The 16,285-nt window shown below is 50.8% G+C and carries 14 protein-coding genes; 5 read left to right on the forward strand and 9 right to left on the reverse strand.

The window, feature by feature from the left end; all coding sequences use genetic code 11:
* Positions 1 to 56: 56 nt before the first annotated feature.
* From E7745_RS10820 to ftsY, 7 genes are all read right to left on the reverse strand, one after another.
* A complete protein-coding gene (locus E7745_RS10820; protein WP_240740296.1) occupies positions 57 to 872 on the reverse strand; it encodes an SGNH/GDSL hydrolase family protein in 816 nt (271 codons plus the stop codon).
* A gap of 41 nt (positions 873 to 913) precedes the next feature.
* Positions 914 to 2,485 carry an MBOAT family protein gene (locus tag E7745_RS10825; protein WP_240597609.1) on the reverse strand — a complete coding sequence of 524 codons (1,572 nt, stop codon included), beginning with the start codon at positions 2,483 to 2,485 and terminating at the stop codon, positions 914 to 916.
* A 104-nt stretch (positions 2,486 to 2,589) separates the two neighbouring features.
* Entirely contained in the window at positions 2,590 to 3,972 is a 1,383-nt protein-coding gene (locus E7745_RS10830; RefSeq protein WP_123398878.1) for a GDSL-type esterase/lipase family protein, read from the reverse strand.
* On the reverse strand, positions 3,969 to 5,345 hold the full coding sequence (locus E7745_RS10835; RefSeq protein WP_124075623.1) for a GDSL-type esterase/lipase family protein: 1,377 nt from the start codon (positions 5,343 to 5,345) through the stop codon (positions 3,969 to 3,971). Before E7745_RS10835 ends, E7745_RS10830 begins: the two co-directional genes overlap by 4 nt.
* A gap of 38 nt (positions 5,346 to 5,383) precedes the next feature.
* Positions 5,384 to 6,592 carry a chorismate-binding protein gene (locus E7745_RS10840; protein WP_124075624.1) on the reverse strand — a complete coding sequence of 403 codons (1,209 nt, stop codon included), beginning with the start codon at positions 6,590 to 6,592 and terminating at the stop codon, positions 5,384 to 5,386.
* The gene (rimO, locus tag E7745_RS10845; protein ID WP_124075625.1) at positions 6,589 to 7,917 is read right to left on the reverse strand and encodes a 30S ribosomal protein S12 methylthiotransferase RimO; all 1,329 of its coding nucleotides are present in this window, start codon (positions 7,915 to 7,917) and stop codon (positions 6,589 to 6,591) included. Before rimO ends, E7745_RS10840 begins: the two co-directional genes overlap by 4 nt.
* A 74-nt stretch (positions 7,918 to 7,991) precedes the next feature.
* The gene (gene ftsY / locus E7745_RS10850) at positions 7,992 to 8,954 is read right to left on the reverse strand and encodes a signal recognition particle-docking protein FtsY (protein ID WP_123398874.1); all 963 of its coding nucleotides are present in this window, start codon (positions 8,952 to 8,954) and stop codon (positions 7,992 to 7,994) included.
* Positions 8,955 to 9,122: 168 nt separating this feature from the next.
* Between ftsY and E7745_RS10855 the strand changes: the two genes are divergently transcribed.
* The 4 genes from E7745_RS10855 to E7745_RS10870 are packed head-to-tail and all read left to right on the forward strand — an operon-like array spanning position 9,123 to position 13,839.
* Positions 9,123 to 10,316, forward strand: coding sequence for a glycosyltransferase family 2 protein (locus E7745_RS10855; protein WP_168182105.1), 1,194 nt, complete (start codon positions 9,123 to 9,125; stop codon positions 10,314 to 10,316).
* A gap of 32 nt (positions 10,317 to 10,348) precedes the next feature.
* Entirely contained in the window at positions 10,349 to 10,702 is a 354-nt protein-coding gene (gene folB, locus E7745_RS10860; RefSeq protein WP_107031368.1) for a dihydroneopterin aldolase, read from the forward strand.
* Between the two features lie 54 nt (positions 10,703 to 10,756).
* The gene (locus E7745_RS10865) at positions 10,757 to 12,049 is read left to right on the forward strand and encodes a GTP-binding protein (protein WP_123398872.1); all 1,293 of its coding nucleotides are present in this window, start codon (positions 10,757 to 10,759) and stop codon (positions 12,047 to 12,049) included.
* Positions 12,046 to 13,839: an ABC-F family ATP-binding cassette domain-containing protein gene (locus E7745_RS10870; protein WP_107031366.1), complete on the forward strand. Its 1,794-nt coding sequence runs from the start codon at positions 12,046 to 12,048 to the stop codon at positions 13,837 to 13,839. The genes E7745_RS10865 and E7745_RS10870 overlap by 4 nt, the downstream gene beginning before the upstream one ends.
* 42 nt (positions 13,840 to 13,881) lie before the next feature.
* On the opposite strand, the gene E7745_RS10875 is transcribed toward E7745_RS10870, so the two are convergent.
* Entirely contained in the window at positions 13,882 to 14,154 is a 273-nt protein-coding gene (locus tag E7745_RS10875) for a tetratricopeptide repeat protein (RefSeq protein WP_123398871.1), read from the reverse strand.
* A 91-nt stretch (positions 14,155 to 14,245) separates the two neighbouring features.
* Here E7745_RS10875 and E7745_RS10880 point away from each other — a divergent pair, with 91 nt between their 5' ends.
* The gene (locus tag E7745_RS10880) at positions 14,246 to 15,520 is read left to right on the forward strand and encodes a histidine-type phosphatase (RefSeq protein ID WP_123398870.1); all 1,275 of its coding nucleotides are present in this window, start codon (positions 14,246 to 14,248) and stop codon (positions 15,518 to 15,520) included.
* Between the two features lie 169 nt (positions 15,521 to 15,689).
* Here the strand turns inward: E7745_RS10880 and E7745_RS10885 are convergent, their stop codons facing one another.
* Entirely contained in the window at positions 15,690 to 16,268 is a 579-nt protein-coding gene (locus tag E7745_RS10885) for a superoxide dismutase (RefSeq protein WP_107031496.1), read from the reverse strand.
* Positions 16,269 to 16,285: the final 17 nt, after the last annotated feature.

Genomic DNA, 16,285 nt, shown 5'->3' on the forward strand with positions numbered 1-16,285 from the left:
ATTGACAGTCTTGTCCTTAAGATCTCTTCCAAATCTGACTCGCGGGATCTGCCTGATTAAAATTTTGCAGGGAGGGATAACAGTTGATACTGGAGTGTGCGGGCAAGGCGGAAATGGCCGATGGTGTTGGGATGGAGGCGGTCGGTTTCCGGATTCTGTATATAACAGTCATGAGCACTGTCAGCCGGATAGAGCCCGCTGATGGAATAGAGGTCGATCACCGGCACACTCCACACCGATCCGGCCTCGCGGAGAGTACGCACATAATCGTCAATATACAGTCCAAGCGCATTTGAGTATTGCTCGGAAGGCTGCACATTGCTTTGGCTGAAGCGGGCGAAACCGCGGTGAATGGGGGTCAGAAGTATTATCTGCCTGTCAGGAAAAGTCTGTTTCAGTTTTGACAGCAGGAGGTTGATCCGCCCGCAGAAAGTAGAATCTGACATCACATGACTGCGGCAGCGGCGGGTTTCGATCTTTCCGTTGGCATTCACCTGAGCCGTCGATTCGGTAAAAAATTCACCGATCGGGCAGCTGTGGTTATAGTCGTTGGTCCCGGCCCACACCATCACGGCATCAACATCAGGATGATCGCGCTTCAGTTTGTCGACTTCTCCGAGAAGATTTTTCCATTGCCATCCTGACCGTGCATAGACATGAGGAGTCAAACCAAGCAGATTATGCAGATAGTCATAAAAGCGTTTGTTGGCAGTAGTGTCACAGAGTGTGCTCATCGAGTCTCCGAGAAAGCCGACTTCACAGCCCTGCCACTGAGAGCCGGGGGTGGACATAGCCGGAGAAACCCGGACCGGAGTTACAGGTGTTGCCTGCGACTGCGCGAAAACATTCCCGGATACAAAAGCTGAAAGCATGAAAGCAGAGAGCAAGGCTGAACGCAACATAGACATACGGATCAATACTGAAGATATATAAACGGAACAATATCGCTCTGACGCACCTGGATAACTACAAGAATGACCAATGCAAGAATGACAGCCTGCACAAACGCCGGACTGGCTTCAAACACCGAACGGACTCTGCGAGTCATCCGTGAGGGCGTGATGTGAATCATATACCCTCCGATCATCAGCAGGACTATGGTCAGATAGCTTTCCACGAACTGAGGCGCGACAGACAGATGAAAGTCAAAAAGGATCTGATGCCACATCATAGCCACATCGTCCATCGACGGAGCACGGAAAAACATGAAGGTAAGAGAGACCATGACAAAGGTTAGAATCATATTGACCGGACGCATCCACCGCGACAATGCCGAAGGACCTGACTCGACCATCACCATCTCGCCGCTCTCGGTAAGCACAGCGTCAGAAGCCGCAAGCGAGATCACACGCCGATACATCTTGTGGACCACAAGCAGTCCACCGTGTACAGCACCCCAGATGACATACATCCACGATGCGCCATGCCAGAGGCCGCCGATTACCATTGTGGCAAACTGATTGAAATACATGCGCGGGCGAGAACAGCGATTGCCTCCGAGAGGAATATAGACATAATCACGCAGCCAGGTTGAAAGCGAGATGTGCCAGCGATGCCAGAATTCAGTCGGGTTCTGGGCCTTGAAAGGAGCATTGAAATTCTCCATGAATCGATATCCGAGAAGCAGGGCTATGCCGATAGCCATGTCGCTGTAGCCTGAAAAGTCGCAATAGAGCTGGACTGTAAAGCCGAAGGTGGCCATAAGATTCTCGAACCCGCTATAAAGAGCCGGATTGTCAAAAACACGCTCCACAAAATTTCCGCTGATGAAATCAGCTATCACCACCTTCTTGATCAAGCCCGTGATGATCAGCCATATGCCTTCCGATGTCATATCGCGGGTTGCCACAGGGTTGGAATAGACCTGCGGGAGCATATCTTTAGCTCTGACCACAGGCCCTGCGAGCAGAGGCGGAAAGAAAGTGAGGAAGAAAATATAGTCAAGGAGGTTGCGGCAGGCTTTCAGCTGCCCGCGGTATAAATCGACAATATAGCTTATCGAACGGAAAGTGAAAAACGAAATTCCGGCAGGCAGCAATATGGTCTCGACGCGGATGTCCATCGTGGTGAAATGTGACAATGTGTCGGCTATCAGATTGAAATATTTGAAATAAGCCAGCATCCCCACATTGGCGGCGACATTGACAAAAACTATCAGCCTGCGCAATGCATCCGAACCGCGCTGCATTGATGCAGCCTTGTCCATAAGCAGGCCAAGAACCCAGTCACTCACGCACACACCGAGAAGAATCAAACACGAAAATCCGGAAGATTTATAATAGAAATAGAGCGAAAACAGTATGACGAGCGCCATTTTAAGCACACGCACACCGCGCACCAGCCTATAAATGCAGAGGAATGCGACAAAGAGCACAAGGAAAAGCCCTGTATTAAACAGCAGAGGCTGCATGGGGTCATAGCGTAACACATCAACTACCTGATCAATCTCAAGACGTTCAGGCAGCGAAGACAATCTCTGGAGCAAATCGCCAAACAGTGTAGCAACGGAATCCAACGTAGTAGAATAGATAATGTGTTAGAATTATTATTATCTGATTTTGAGGTCAAGAGGCAAAATGGCTGTCGGCATCAGTTGCGAGGCTGTTCGCGGAGAGCGTCCATCAAAGCGTCATAGATAAGCCGGCCCTGCAGGTTATAGCCCTTGTGGGTATGATGCACACGGTCTTTGGCAAAGAGACTTGCGTTTATCCATGATGTGCTCGCTCCGTTTCCTCCGGCCACTTCATACCAGTCATATACCGCGATTCCGTTATTCTTTCCATAGTCAAGAATAGCCTGGCGCAAAGGAGCTATGTTGGCATTGACAGCATAGCTGCGTGTTGACTTTGTCACAGTTCTGTAAGTGGCCTTACGACCCTTGCGGGCTTTCTTGCGCACTCTGACTTTCTGAGTTTTGGAAACACTGCGGTGACATTCCATCGGAGTTGTCAGCAGAATAAGGGCATCAGGATTTGCAGTCCGGATATTTTTGACCAGCCGGTCTATCGAGCGGGTAAAGGAAGCGGTGTCAATTCTACGGCCGAAGGCTTCGTTTGTGCCTAACGAGAGTATAACAAGGTTAGGCTGCAAAGGGTTTATTCCAACGCCCACATTGCCGATCCGGTTATAGGAGTCATATGTAGCTCCATTATTGCCTATAGCATGATAGAACACACCCGGACGATCGCCTGAGAGAGAGGCGCCATAGAGAGTAAGGTCACCGGCCGATGCGAATGACACATTGATCTTAGTGGCAAGTGACGCGAGAATTATCTGGGTGTAATCACGAGAAGGAACAGCTCTGAAATGCACTGGATTGCCATTTTCATCCGTAACATCCTTGATGGTCAGCTTGCCGTTATGAAAAATGGTGGCAGATGTGAAAGGATTGTAATCGTCTGTGTCAAGAGTTCCGATAGTCAGTTCGCTCGACGAACTTGAAGGACGGATAGAAGTGCCTGTAAATCCTACGGTCTGAGCCCATGACGGACTCATCAGTTTGACAGCATTCCACGAATTGCGGCTTTGAAACACATAGTCTTTAGGCTGGTTGGTACCGCATATACGCAGAGGTGCTATCAGTCCGCGACCGGCATTACCGAAGTCATACTGCAGAAGTTCGCGTGTGGTGCCGGTGTTTATATCGGCCTGTACATGGCTGTCACCGATATGGACAATCGAGACCGGAGCCTGGAAGCTGCCTTCAAAGGCCGCGCGGAGCTTAGACCAGTCAGCGCCATTATATATAATGTGATTGGACGAACGCTTGATAAAACCGGGGATAGGGATGTCAATATCATCAGCCTCGTCAGGGATTTCAACCGGGTTCTGGCGCACTGCCAAATCAAACTCCTCGTCAGAGTCTGTTATTTCAGTTGTGACTGACGGATCGTCAGCCGGCAGCTGCGCTGCCACAGTCACCGGGAGCGCTGCAAAAGTCAAAGATAAGAGAGAGCTATAGATATATTTCATTTCAGATCGTGTTGAATTGCATTAAACAGTTCTCCTGCAAGGCGGGCCCCGCCCTTGTGGGTCAGATGGATATAATCCTTGTTCATCAGTCCGGTGGAGCTCCACTGCACCACTGCATCCTCGCCGCCCATAGCCTCACGGGTATCCCAGAAAAGGCAGTGAGCACGACGCGCCGCGTCACGCTGGGCTGAAATCATGGCCGGAGCCACCGCCATTGAGCGCACTTTAGATCCGCGACGCTCGCCACGGTCACCGATACCCATCAGAAGGATGTCGGCATTAGGATAACAGAATCTGACATGGTTTATCACATCGACCATGCGGGAGCAGTAGACACTGTATTCTTTCTGCCCGGCACTCATGGCATTGATGCCGAACTCAAGAATGATAAGATCATAATTTATGACCTCGGCCATCTCGTGGCAAAGATCCGGATTGATTTTGGTCAGAGTTATTCCAGAAAAACCGCGTGATGACATGCAGTCGACACTGACACCCGAAGTGCCGTCAAGCCACACGCCAAGAGCAATCAGGGAAGAGGACGAAGCCTTGAGACCGAATTCAGAGACCGGCTGCGCGATCTCTAAACACTGAACGGATTCCGAAGCCGATATATTGCGCTCTTCCCATTCACCGGAGTCAGTTTTAACACTGATTGTGATATCGTCAGGCGAAATGAAAAGAAAACGTGAACGCGACCACGATCCGGTATGCTTGAAAGCCGATGTTCCGGCATAGGTGGAAACAGCTGTGCCTTTAGGGGTGAAATATTGCTCGGTAAGGTCGAGATATTTCTTGTCTGACTTCTTGTTGGCCGAGAATGACTGCCAGCCGGAACCGCCCTGTTTTACCGAACGGCGGAAACCGGGGAAATCGGAGTGCATGTTGACATAGCCTACGCCCTCGCCGCCATAAGCATCCTGGAAAAGTTCGCGGAGATCCTGAGTAAAGATATCTCCTTCGATATAGCTGTCGCCAACCACGGCCACGCGGGCAAGACGGCCCTCGGAAATGGCACTTTTCAAATTCGTGAAGCCTGTGCCGAGAGTTGTGTAGTCTTCAACCCTGACGAGATCACCGACCCTCGACGGTTTGACCGGAGAGATGATCGTGTCAATCGGCTCGCCCGGCAGCGGAGCCTTTTCCGCTTCTTTTTCTGCTTCTGCGGCTGCTTTCAGAAGTTCGGGGTCGATGTTTTCAGCGGTTGCATATGAGGGTTCACCCTCCATAATACCGACCTCTTTCAGTATATCGCTGAAAAGGCTGAAATCCTTGATGCGTCCGCCACTCCATTTTGACAGAGGAAGCAGCGAGACTATAACAACTATTATTACTGCGATGAGAATTATAATGACTGGTGATCCTTTTTTCATTGCTTTTCCTGGAAAGATGATTGATGGGGGGGTATTTCTTAGATTCCGGCTGAATTTACCGGCTGGCCGTCATCATGGCCGGAAGGGGGCAGATCCGAGAGAAATGAGACCGAGCTCCTGGTGAGCCGAGAGCCTTCCTCGCCTTCATGCCCGTTTTCACCAAGGAAGACCGATGCAAGGACTCTGGTTTTTGATTCGGTTTCAAGCCATTCAGCGTCTTCCTGCGAAGCGGCTATGATGCCGCCTCCTGCATATAGATTTCCGAGCCAGCCTTTGGTGCCACTCAGTGTGACAGGAGCCATGAAAGCGCAGCGCAGATTGACGAAGGCATGGTAATCGCCGCCGATACGGACTCCGACGTAACCGCCATAGCAATGACGGCGATGCGTCTCGACCCGTCCGATCTCCCCTATTGCCCGTTCGCGCGGATAGCCTGCAACTGCAGGCGTGGGACTGAGCGCCGACATCAGCTCCGGTATGCTGACATCTCCGCGGGCATCAATAGGCGTACAAAGATGCTTTATATTCAGAAAACGGCGTTCGGTCAGAGGTCTGATTTCTACTTCAAGACCCGCATTGCGGAGTGTATGGCAGATGTAGTCAGTCACGATGGCCTGCTCACGGATGTTTTTTTCATCCCAGTCACCCGATTCATCGGCTGGACGTGTCCCGGCGAGTGACATTGTGCGGATAAGACCTGTGGCTCTGTCGCTTTCAAGCAGGACCTCAGGAGTTGAGCCAAGCCATACGCCGGTTTCAGGAGTAAAGCAGAGATAACGGAATGTTGAATCAGTCAGGGCAAAATACTCTTCTGCAATCAGACGAGGCGTCTTTTTAGTAAACAGCGACCGCAGACGTGAGAGCACGACCTTGCCGCCATCTTTCTTCAAACGGGGTTTCACGGCAGAAAAAGCCTCATGGTAGCTTGCTCGGAATGTGGACGATACCCGCGGACGGATAGAGTCACCGAAGATCCGGGCATGATAGGTGGGGTCATGGAAATTATTGACTTCCTCTTCCGTCATGTCGAAACTTACACCTGCTGTATAAGGTTCATCGTTATCAAAGAAATTTATAAAGAAGCTGTCGCTCTCCTTGTCGCGGAAAGCCGGCGAGCGGAACTGACCGTCAGGCAGGGATGCACGGAAGCAGACCTCAGCTTCTCCCGGCATGGCAAAAGCCACAAATGGGATCTCATCGGTCAGACAACGGTCAATGGCCTGGGAAATCTGGGCGCTGAATTTCATGCAGGGTCCAATGTTTCGGCAAGAGGCTCCGCCATGAGTTCAAAAGGAAGAGCCGAAGTTATTTTTACATTATATGTTCTGCCCTTCTCCAGTCTGAAAATTTTGGAGACAAGCACTTCCGGATCGACTTCAGGAGAGTCAAACTCCGTGCGGCCCACATAGAATTCAGGTTCTTCACGGTCAATAACGACGCGCATCACCGATCCAACTTTCTCTTCCTGGATCTCCAGCGAAATCTTTTCCTGAAGTTCCATCAGTTGAGACAGGCGCTCGTCTTTGACCTCCTGGGGTATAGAATCTTCAAAATTACGCGCGCCGAAGGTGTCTTCTTCCTCGCAATAGGCAAAAGCGCCCATGCGCTCAAAGCGCTGTTCACGCACAAAATCGAGAAGTTCGGCGAATTCATCATCGCCTTCACCCGGAAAGCCTACCATCAGAGTGGTGCGGATGTGAATTCCAGGGACTCTCCTGCGGATTTCGGCGAGAAGGCTGCGGGTTTCAGCTCCGGTGATGTGGCGGCGCATGTTGGTCAAGACAGTATCGGCGCAATGCTGGAGCGCAATGTCGAGATATTTGCAGATATTGTCGCGACGGGCCATCACGTCAAGCAATTCAAGCGGAAAGTCTTTCGGATAGGCATAATGCAGACGTATCCACTCCACACCTTCCACTGCCGCCATTTCATCGACAAGACGCGCTATCTCTACCTTGCCGTAAAGGTCTTTGCCATAGTTAGTAAGATCCTGGGCTATGACGTTGAACTCTCTGACTCCGCGACTGACAAGCATGCGGACTTCCGCGATGATCTCATCAATCGGGCGCGACTTGTAGCGGCCTGTTATCAACGGTATGGCGCAGAATGCGCAGAAACGATTGCAACCTTCAGCTATCTTTATGTAGGCGTGGTGGCGGGGCGTGGTTATGACACGGTCATACGGAGCAGTGGCCGGGGAGCGGCGTGCGAGGTCTACGGCAAGCGCAGGCCAGTCCGTTTTGCCATACCAGCGGTCTACCTCCGGTATTTCTGCCGGAAGCTGCGAAGCATAGCGCTGGGAGAGACATCCCATGACAAAAAGCGCGGCGATGCGGCCATCGGTTTTGGCCTGGCACCAGGCGAGGATCTCGTTAATGGATTCTTCCTTGGCATCGCCGATGAATCCGCAGGTGTTTATCACGACGCCTTTCCATCCGTCGGCTTCAAGGAAGGCTTCGGTGGCGGCGTCGACAACCTCGTAGCCCACATCGGAGAGCATCACCATCAGACGCTCCGAATCCACAAGGTTTTTCGAACAGCCAAGGGTGATGACTGCTATTTTATTTGTCATTTCAAACAATCTTTGATATGAGACCGGCCGCTTGAGAGATTCCGGTCAGAAATTGAGCCAAATAAAAGGGGAGATTATTTTTTCTCCCCGAAAAGTGATTCGACAAATTCGCGTTTGTGGAAAACCTGGAGGTCTTCAATGCCTTCGCCGAGGCCGATGTATTTGACCGGGATCTTGAACTGATCGCTGATTCCGATGACCACTCCGCCTTTGGCTGTACCATCAAGTTTAGTGATCGCGAGCTCATTGACCTGAGTGGCCGCAACAAACTGGCGGGCCTGTTCGAATGCGTTCTGTCCGGTGGAGCCGTCAAGCACGAGCAAAATTTCGTGGGGAGCTTCGGGAACCAGTTTCTGCATTACATTTTTGACCTTGGTAAGTTCGTCCATGAGGCCCTTTTTATTGTGCAGACGTCCGGCTGTGTCTATTATGACCACATCGGCATTATTGGCAATGGCGCTCTGAAGCGTGTCAAACGCCACTGATGCCGGATCGGCTCCGAGTTTCTGCTTGACAACGGGCACATCTGCGCGGCGGCCCCACTCTTCAAGCTGTTCAATGGCGGCGGCACGGAATGTATCGGCGGCACCGAGCATCACCTTGTTGCCGGCTTTTTTGAACTGGGCGGCCATTTTGCCGATGGTAGTAGTCTTGCCGACACCGTTGACACCCACCACCATTATCACATGGGGCTTGTGAGATGCCGGAACAGTAAAGTCATCCTGCGAAGACTCGTTACTGTTTTCCGCAAGCATGTCGGCTATTTCCTCGCACAGCAGACGGTTGAGCTCGGCCGACCCGACATACTTATCTCTGGCCACACGCTTCTGAATGCGGTCGATAATTCTCAGTGTTGTGTCGACACCGACATCAGAGGTCACAAAGACCTCTTCGAGGTTGTCGAGCACATCGTCATCTATCGTAGATTTACCGGCGATGGCGTGTGAGAGACGGTCAAGAAGTCCGCGCTGTGTCTTTTCAAGGCCCTTGTCAAGAGTCTCTTTTTTTTCGCGGGAGAAAAAATTAAAAAATCCCATATATTCAAGTCGAATTTGAACTGCAAAATTACTTAATTATTCTTGATTTTGCAAAATAATGATCCGAAGCAGGTGTCAATTAATGAAATGAGGAAATTTTTCGTGTCAAGGGCGTTGTTTCGGGCATTTTTTGTAATTTTGCAGGTTGAAAAAAATGCTCACGTCATTATGTTTGAAATTCAATTCACACCTATTATAATAGCTCTGCTCTGCGGAGTCTGCGTTTGCTTCTTCTATCTTCTGCTCGGTTTCCGCCACTATGTCAGGATTGTAGGCCGTGCGGCTTCAACTGACAACACAGCCGAAGAAACCGATGACACACAACTTCCGGGAGTGTCGGTTATAGTCTGTGCTGAAGACGATGCCCGCAATCTGGAGACACTGCTTCCCGCCATTCTCGACCAGGACTACCCTGCCCCGTTTGAGGTAATCGTGGTCAACGATGGAGCGCTACCCTCAACCAAAGAGGTGATAGCCCGCCTTGAAGAACGCTATTCCAATCTCTACATGACTTTCACTCCGCTGGAATCACGCTCGCTCTCACGCCGCAAACTGGCCCTGACGCTCGGCATCAAGGCTGCGCGCCATGAAGTGGTTGTGCTGACCACCGGAAACGCCCGCATACTTTCCGATAAATGGCTCCGTCTCATGGCCCGTCATTTCGGCCAGGGCAAAGAGGTGGTCATCGGCTATGCGGCACCGGTCGCCGCCATTGATCCTGACAGCGAAGAAGCGGTGAAGGAACCCTGGAAGCGCCTCCACGCCTTCGACACCGTGCGCACTGCCGTAGAATATCTCTCCTGGGGACTCGCAGGCCGTCCGTATCGCGCCACATGTCACAATCTGGCCTATCGCCGGTCGGTATTTTTCCGCAACAAGGGTTTCTCACGGACTTTGCATCTGAAGTATGGCGACGACGATATGTTTGTCAATGAAGTGGCTAACGGCGCGAACACCGCAGTAGAAATCTCACAGGGTGCCATAGTTGAAGTGCCTGAAATGCAGCCTCAGCCGGCCCATAAAGTTTCAAAGTTGCGTTACGGGTACACAGCCGGAAAGTTGCGTACCTGGTCACGGGTGTTCTTCGGCAGCTGCTCTCTGGCCTGGTGGATTTTCACCGGATGCTGCATAGGGCTCGCTCTTGTCGGCCTTCCGTCACTGGTTCCACTGATCGCAGCCTCAGTGCTCTATCTAAGTCTGACGCTCATACTTGCTTTTGCATGGCGTTCGACTTCTCGTGCTCTCCATTCACGATCTCTGCTGATCACAGTACCCTGGTTCATGACTTTCGAGCCCATATATAATCTGTGGTACAGGATCAAAGGATTCATCAAACGAGGCTCAAACCTGAGCTGGAGCTAAAACATCAATCACAAAAAAACGCCAAGACACTGATGGAAGGAACCATAGAAATAAACGGGTTGCAACTGTTTGCTCGACATGGGGTGTTTGATTTCGAGCGCTTGAACGGCAACACGTTTGAACTGACGGTCCACCTCCGCTATCCTATCGGAGAAGCGATGGAAAGCGACAATGTAGAGCATACGCTGAACTATGCCGAAGCCGTAGGCATTATAAAGGATGTGATGTCTGATCCATCCAATCTGCTTGAACACGTCATAGGGCGTATCCGACAAGCTTTGACTGCCCGCTGGCCCCAGATCAGCGGCGGCTACATATCGCTGACCAAGCTGAATCCGCCCATCAATGCCCGTATGAAAGGCGTAGCAGTAAGTATCAGCTGGTAATCCCGGCAATGTAAAACAGAATTCCCCCCCCAAACATATATATTATATTATTATATGGAAACTCCCGTACTTCTTCTAACAGGCTATCTCGGAAGTGGCAAGACCACTCTCGTAAACCATATACTCTCCAACCGCCGCGGCATACGTTTCGCGGTCATAGTCAATGATATCGGTGAAGTCAATATTGACGCCGATCTGATTCAGCGCGGAGGCATCGTCGACACAAAAGACGATTCGCTCGTGCCCCTGCAGAACGGCTGCATCTGCTGCACCCTGAAAATGGATCTCGTCAAGCAGATAGAGGAGATAATGGCGATGAAGAAGTTTGACTACATAGTCATTGAGGCAAGCGGGATCTGCGAGCCGGCCCCTATCGCCCAGACCATCTGTTCGATTCCCTACATGGCAGACGGCGCGCTTACACGCAACGGCACTCCGAAGCTCGACTGCATAGTGACAGTTGTCGATGCTCTCCGCATGCGTGACGAATTCGGATGCGGAGAAGATCTTACCGCACACCATCATGATGATGAGGATATTGAAAATCTTGTCATCCAGCAGATTGAATTCTGCAACATAGTCATCCTCAACAAAGTTTCCGAAATCACTCCTGAAGAACTCAAACGAGTGCGGACAATAGTGCTCGCTCTCAATCCAGGAGTGCGCATAATCGAATGTGACTATGCCGACATAGATCTTTCGTCGATACTCGACACCCACATGTTTGATTTCAACAAAGTGGCGACATCGGCCGCTTGGGTAAGCCAGATTGAAAAGCCGGCTGAAGAGATTGCAAAAGAAGAACATGAACGTGAGCACGGTCACCATCATCATGACGAATGCCATCACCAACACGAGCACGGCGAAGATGAGCACAAGCACCATGAACATCATGATCATGACCACCATGATCACGGCCCTGAATGCTCCTGCGGCTGTCACCACCACCATCATCACCACAGCGAAGGAGAGGCTGAGGAATACGGCATTGAGACTTTCGTCTATTTCCGACGTCCGGGTTTCGATCTGAACAAATTCGATTATTTCGCCGCAAGCAAGTGGCCGAAAAATATCATACGTTCAAAAGGCATCTGCTATTTCGGCAATAATCCTGATATGTCATATCTGTTCGAGAGCGCAGGACGCCAGAAACAGCTGAAAGAGGCCGGGATGTGGTTTGCCACAGCTCCGGAGGACGAACTGAAAGAGCTGGTGGCACAGGATCCGTCGATCATGCGCGACTGGGATGCCGACTACGGTGACCGCATGATCAAGATAGTGTTTATCGGACAGCATCTCGACCGCGCCGCAATCACCAAAGCCCTTGATGACTGCCTCGACCTATGAAACCATATCTGCAAGTTGAAGATCTGACAAAAAGCTACGGCGACCGTATGCTTTTCGATTCTGTTACTTTCGGCATTAACGAAGGCGACAAGATTGGCCTCATAGCCAAAAACGGCACCGGAAAATCCACTCTGCTGCGCATTCTTTCAGGAGAGGAAGCCCCTGACAGCGGATCTGTAACGTTTCGCAACGGCTTAAGAGTGGGATTTCTTGCCCAGATTCCGGATTTCGCCCCCGGGAAAAGCATTCTTGACAATCTGCTCGCGGCAATGCCTGAAGAGCATCACGAAGACTGGAACCGCGAAGACCGTGTGCGCCAGATGCTGTCACAGCTTGGCATCAGCGACTGCGGAATAATGCCGGAGCACATGTCAGGCGGCCAGATCAAACGTGCTGCACTGGCTCAGGTCTTCCTTGCCTCTCCGGATCTGCTGATTCTCGACGAGCCGACCAACCACCTCGACCTTGAAACCGTGGAATGGCTCGAAAACTATCTGACCAGACAACGCATCACCCTGCTGATGGTCACTCATGACCGTTATTTTCTAGACCGTGTCTGCAATAAGATCATCGAGATTGACATGCAGCAGATCTTCACCTATGAAGGAAACTTCGACCTTTACCTCAAACGCCGCGCCGAACGCATCGAGGCTCTGACAGGAGAGCTCGCCAAGGTTCGCAACACTCTGCGCAAGGAGCAGGAATGGATGAGACGCCAGCCTCAGGCCCGCGCGGGCAAGGCCCGTTACAGGATCAACGCGTTTTATGATCTCAAGGAACGTTCCCGCGCCAATTACACCGAGCGACAGATCGACCCGACTGATGTCAGATCGTCATACATCGGCTCAAAAATCTTTGAAGCCGAGGGGATCAGCAAGCGATTCGGTGAAAAAGTCATACTGGACGACTTTACCTATACTTTCGCCCGATATGAGAAGCTCGGAATCGTAGGCGGCAACGGCGTAGGCAAGTCGACATTCGTCAAGATGCTGCAAGGGCTCGTAGCGCCTGACAGCGGAGAGTGGAATGTAGGCGAAACCGTACGCTTCGGTTATTACTCGCAGGAAGGCCTCCAGCTCCCGCCCAACAAGAAAGTTATCGACGCGATTACTGATCTGACCGATGATATCGTACTTGATAACGGCGCCACACGCCTTTCACCCATGCAATTCCTGAACCGGTTTCTGTTTACTCCGGCTGACCAACAGAAATATATCTCAACTCTCAGCGGAGGCGAAATGCGACGGCTCAACCTTGCCGCCGTGCTGGTCAGACAACCCAACTTTCTGATTCTCGACGAACCGACCAACGACCTTGACATCATGACTTTAGGCATCCTTGAGGAATATCTCAGGGAATTCAAAGGCTGTGTCATAGTCATCTCTCATGACAGATTTTTCCTTGACTCCATCGTAGACCACCTGTTTGTGATGGAAGGCAACGGTGTCATCAAGGACTTCCCCGGAAATTACAGTGACTACCGCGAATATCTGCGCGAACAGAAGGCCAATGAAGAGCAGAAAGCCGCACAGAAATGCGAAGCGCAGACAAAAAGCCGCAGCCGCGAGAATTCACGTCCGGCCAAGATGTCGTTCAAGGAGCGTAAAGAGTTTGAGGAACTGACCGCTGAGATTGACCGGCTTACTGCCGAGCGCCATGAGCTCGAAACCGTCTTTAATTCCGGGGAACAGTTAAGCGACATTGAGGAAAAGGCTCGGCGTTATTCCGAGCTCAAGGATCTGCTTGACGAAAAGGAGATGCGATGGCTTGAACTTTCGGAAAAAGCGTAAATCTGGCTATGCGGACATTCTTACCGGTCAGACCGACGAATTTTACGGATTATACAGATCCGGATTAAAGAAGTCTGCAATGTCACGCGCCTGTTCCAGCGCCATAACCGCAGGGCTGTCAGGATTCAATTCCACAGCCTTGGCATAATCTCCCATCGCTCCGGATCTGTCACCCATGCGCCACCTGAGTTTGCCCCGTTCGAAAAGCACACGGTCATCCGCGGGATTCATTTCGAGCAGACTGTAAAGCACAGCCATTGCCTCGACATAACGCCCGGATGAAACCAGGGTCTTGTATTTTTGGTCTTTATTCATCAATTGATTAATTTTGGAAGGATTGTGATTGACAATGATTCCACACTTTGAAATTCAACGACAAAACTAACAAAAAGTCCCGTCATAAGCAATGAAGAAGCTTCTTTTTATCGCGGCTGCAATTATCAGTTATATTGCTCCGACGCAGACTGCCATAGCGGCAGATCCGACAGAAACACACTACAGCATGGAGCAATGCCAAGGCTCGGCCATGCCCTATCCGGCAAGGACTGTGAAAGATCTTGCCTATCCCGATTCGCTCACTCCGGTCTACATCAACCATGTGGGACGCCACGGAGCCCGGTTCCTGTCTTCGTCAAAATACACAACATCACTCTCGCGAATACTCCACAGGGCGGATTCGTTACGCACCATCAGTCCGGCCGGAAAAGAACTGCTCAGACTCTGCGATCTGGTGGTAGCCAGAACAGGAGGCCGATGGGGTGCGCTCGACTCGCTCGGCATGGCCGAACAACGGGCCATAGCCTCGCGCGCTTTTGCGGCATTCCCTACGCTTTTCAAAGACCGCAAGATCAATGCGATATCATCATATGTTCCTCGCTGTGTAATGTCAATGGATGAATTTACCCACCAGCTGACCCGACTGAACAACCGCATAGAAATATACACTGCATCCGGCCGACAGAACAATCAGCTGGTGCGCTTCTGGGAAACCGATCCGGAATACAAAGACTTCATGGACGGAGAGGAATGGCATAAAGTCTATGACGAATATGTAGACAGCCATGCACCCCTCACTGTGGCCCCTCGACTTCTGGGCAGCAAATATCAGCTGACCGATGGCGAGGCCCGTGATTTCGGAATAGCGGTATATAAGGTAATAGCCGGCTGCAGCGCTATGGGCATAGGAGCAGATCTCTCGCAGTTTGTGACTGAAAGCGAGATCAATGCACTGTGGAGCATCGAAAACCTGCATCACTATCTGACACATTCAGCCTCTACGCTGTCAACTGTTCCCGCCACAATGGCGGCTCCGCTCCTGGCTGATCTTATAAAGACTTGCCAGGATGCTATCTCAGGTGCAAATCCTTACAGTGTCATGCTACGCTTCGGACATGCGGAGACACTCATGCCTCTGCTGTCACTGATGCACCTGCCGGGATGCTACTACATGACAAACTATTTCGATACAGTAGGCATGCATTGGCGTGATTTCTACGTAGTGCCGATGGCTTCGAATCTCCAGATGATTCTCTTCCGAGCGGAATCAGGCAACTATTATCTCCGAGTAGACCTTAACGAGACTCCGGTCTCTCTTATTCCCGGACGCTCGATTATATATATTCCCTGGAACACCGCACAGGATTATCTGGTGCGATGCCTGCCGATACAGATGCAGCCTTGACGGGCTGCATCTGCGCAGAAATAAGAGCATGAAAAAAGAGCATGAAAAAAGAGAGGGGGTCTCACGACTGCCTCTCTCTCCATTCATCACATTATGCTTATTTTAGTGCTTATTCTTTATACTTTAACTAAAGTTGTTTTTTTGTTCGTGCATGTGCCTTCTGCGCATGTTATAGATAACGGCTTGCGACTACGTCCCAATCTACAATCTTCCACCACTCTTTGAGTGCGTCAAGACGGCGGTTGCGATAATCAAGATAGTAGGCATGCTCCCAAACATCGAAGACCAAAAGAGGAGTTAGACCTTCACAAAGCGGGTTACCGGCATTGGAAGTCTGAGTGATAAAGAGTTTTCCATCCTTATCTTTAGAGAGCCATACCCAGCCGGAGCCGAAAATCGAGGCGCCTGCATCTTCAAACTCCTTTTTGAACTGATCGAAAGAACCGAACTGTTCATCTATCGCCTTGCGGAGATGCCCGTCAGGCTCATGCGCGCCGTCGGGAGAAAAAGTAAAAAAGTAGAAGATGTGATTCCAAGCCTGCGATGCATTGTTGAACAGCGGTCCGGAAGCAGTGGTGATAATCTCTTCAAGTTCCATATCTTCATATGGAGTGTCCTTGATCAGTCTGTTGAGATTGTCGATATATGTTCTTTCATGCTTACCGTAGTGGTACTCGATTGTCTCACGCGAAATCGAAGGAGCCAAAGCGTTATTGGCGTAGGGCAATTCAGGAAGTGTATAAGTCATGATGATTATAGCGTTTA

The organism is Duncaniella sp. C9, from assembly GCF_004803935.1.
GTDB classification, from domain to species: domain Bacteria; phylum Bacteroidota; class Bacteroidia; order Bacteroidales; family Muribaculaceae; genus Duncaniella; species Duncaniella muris.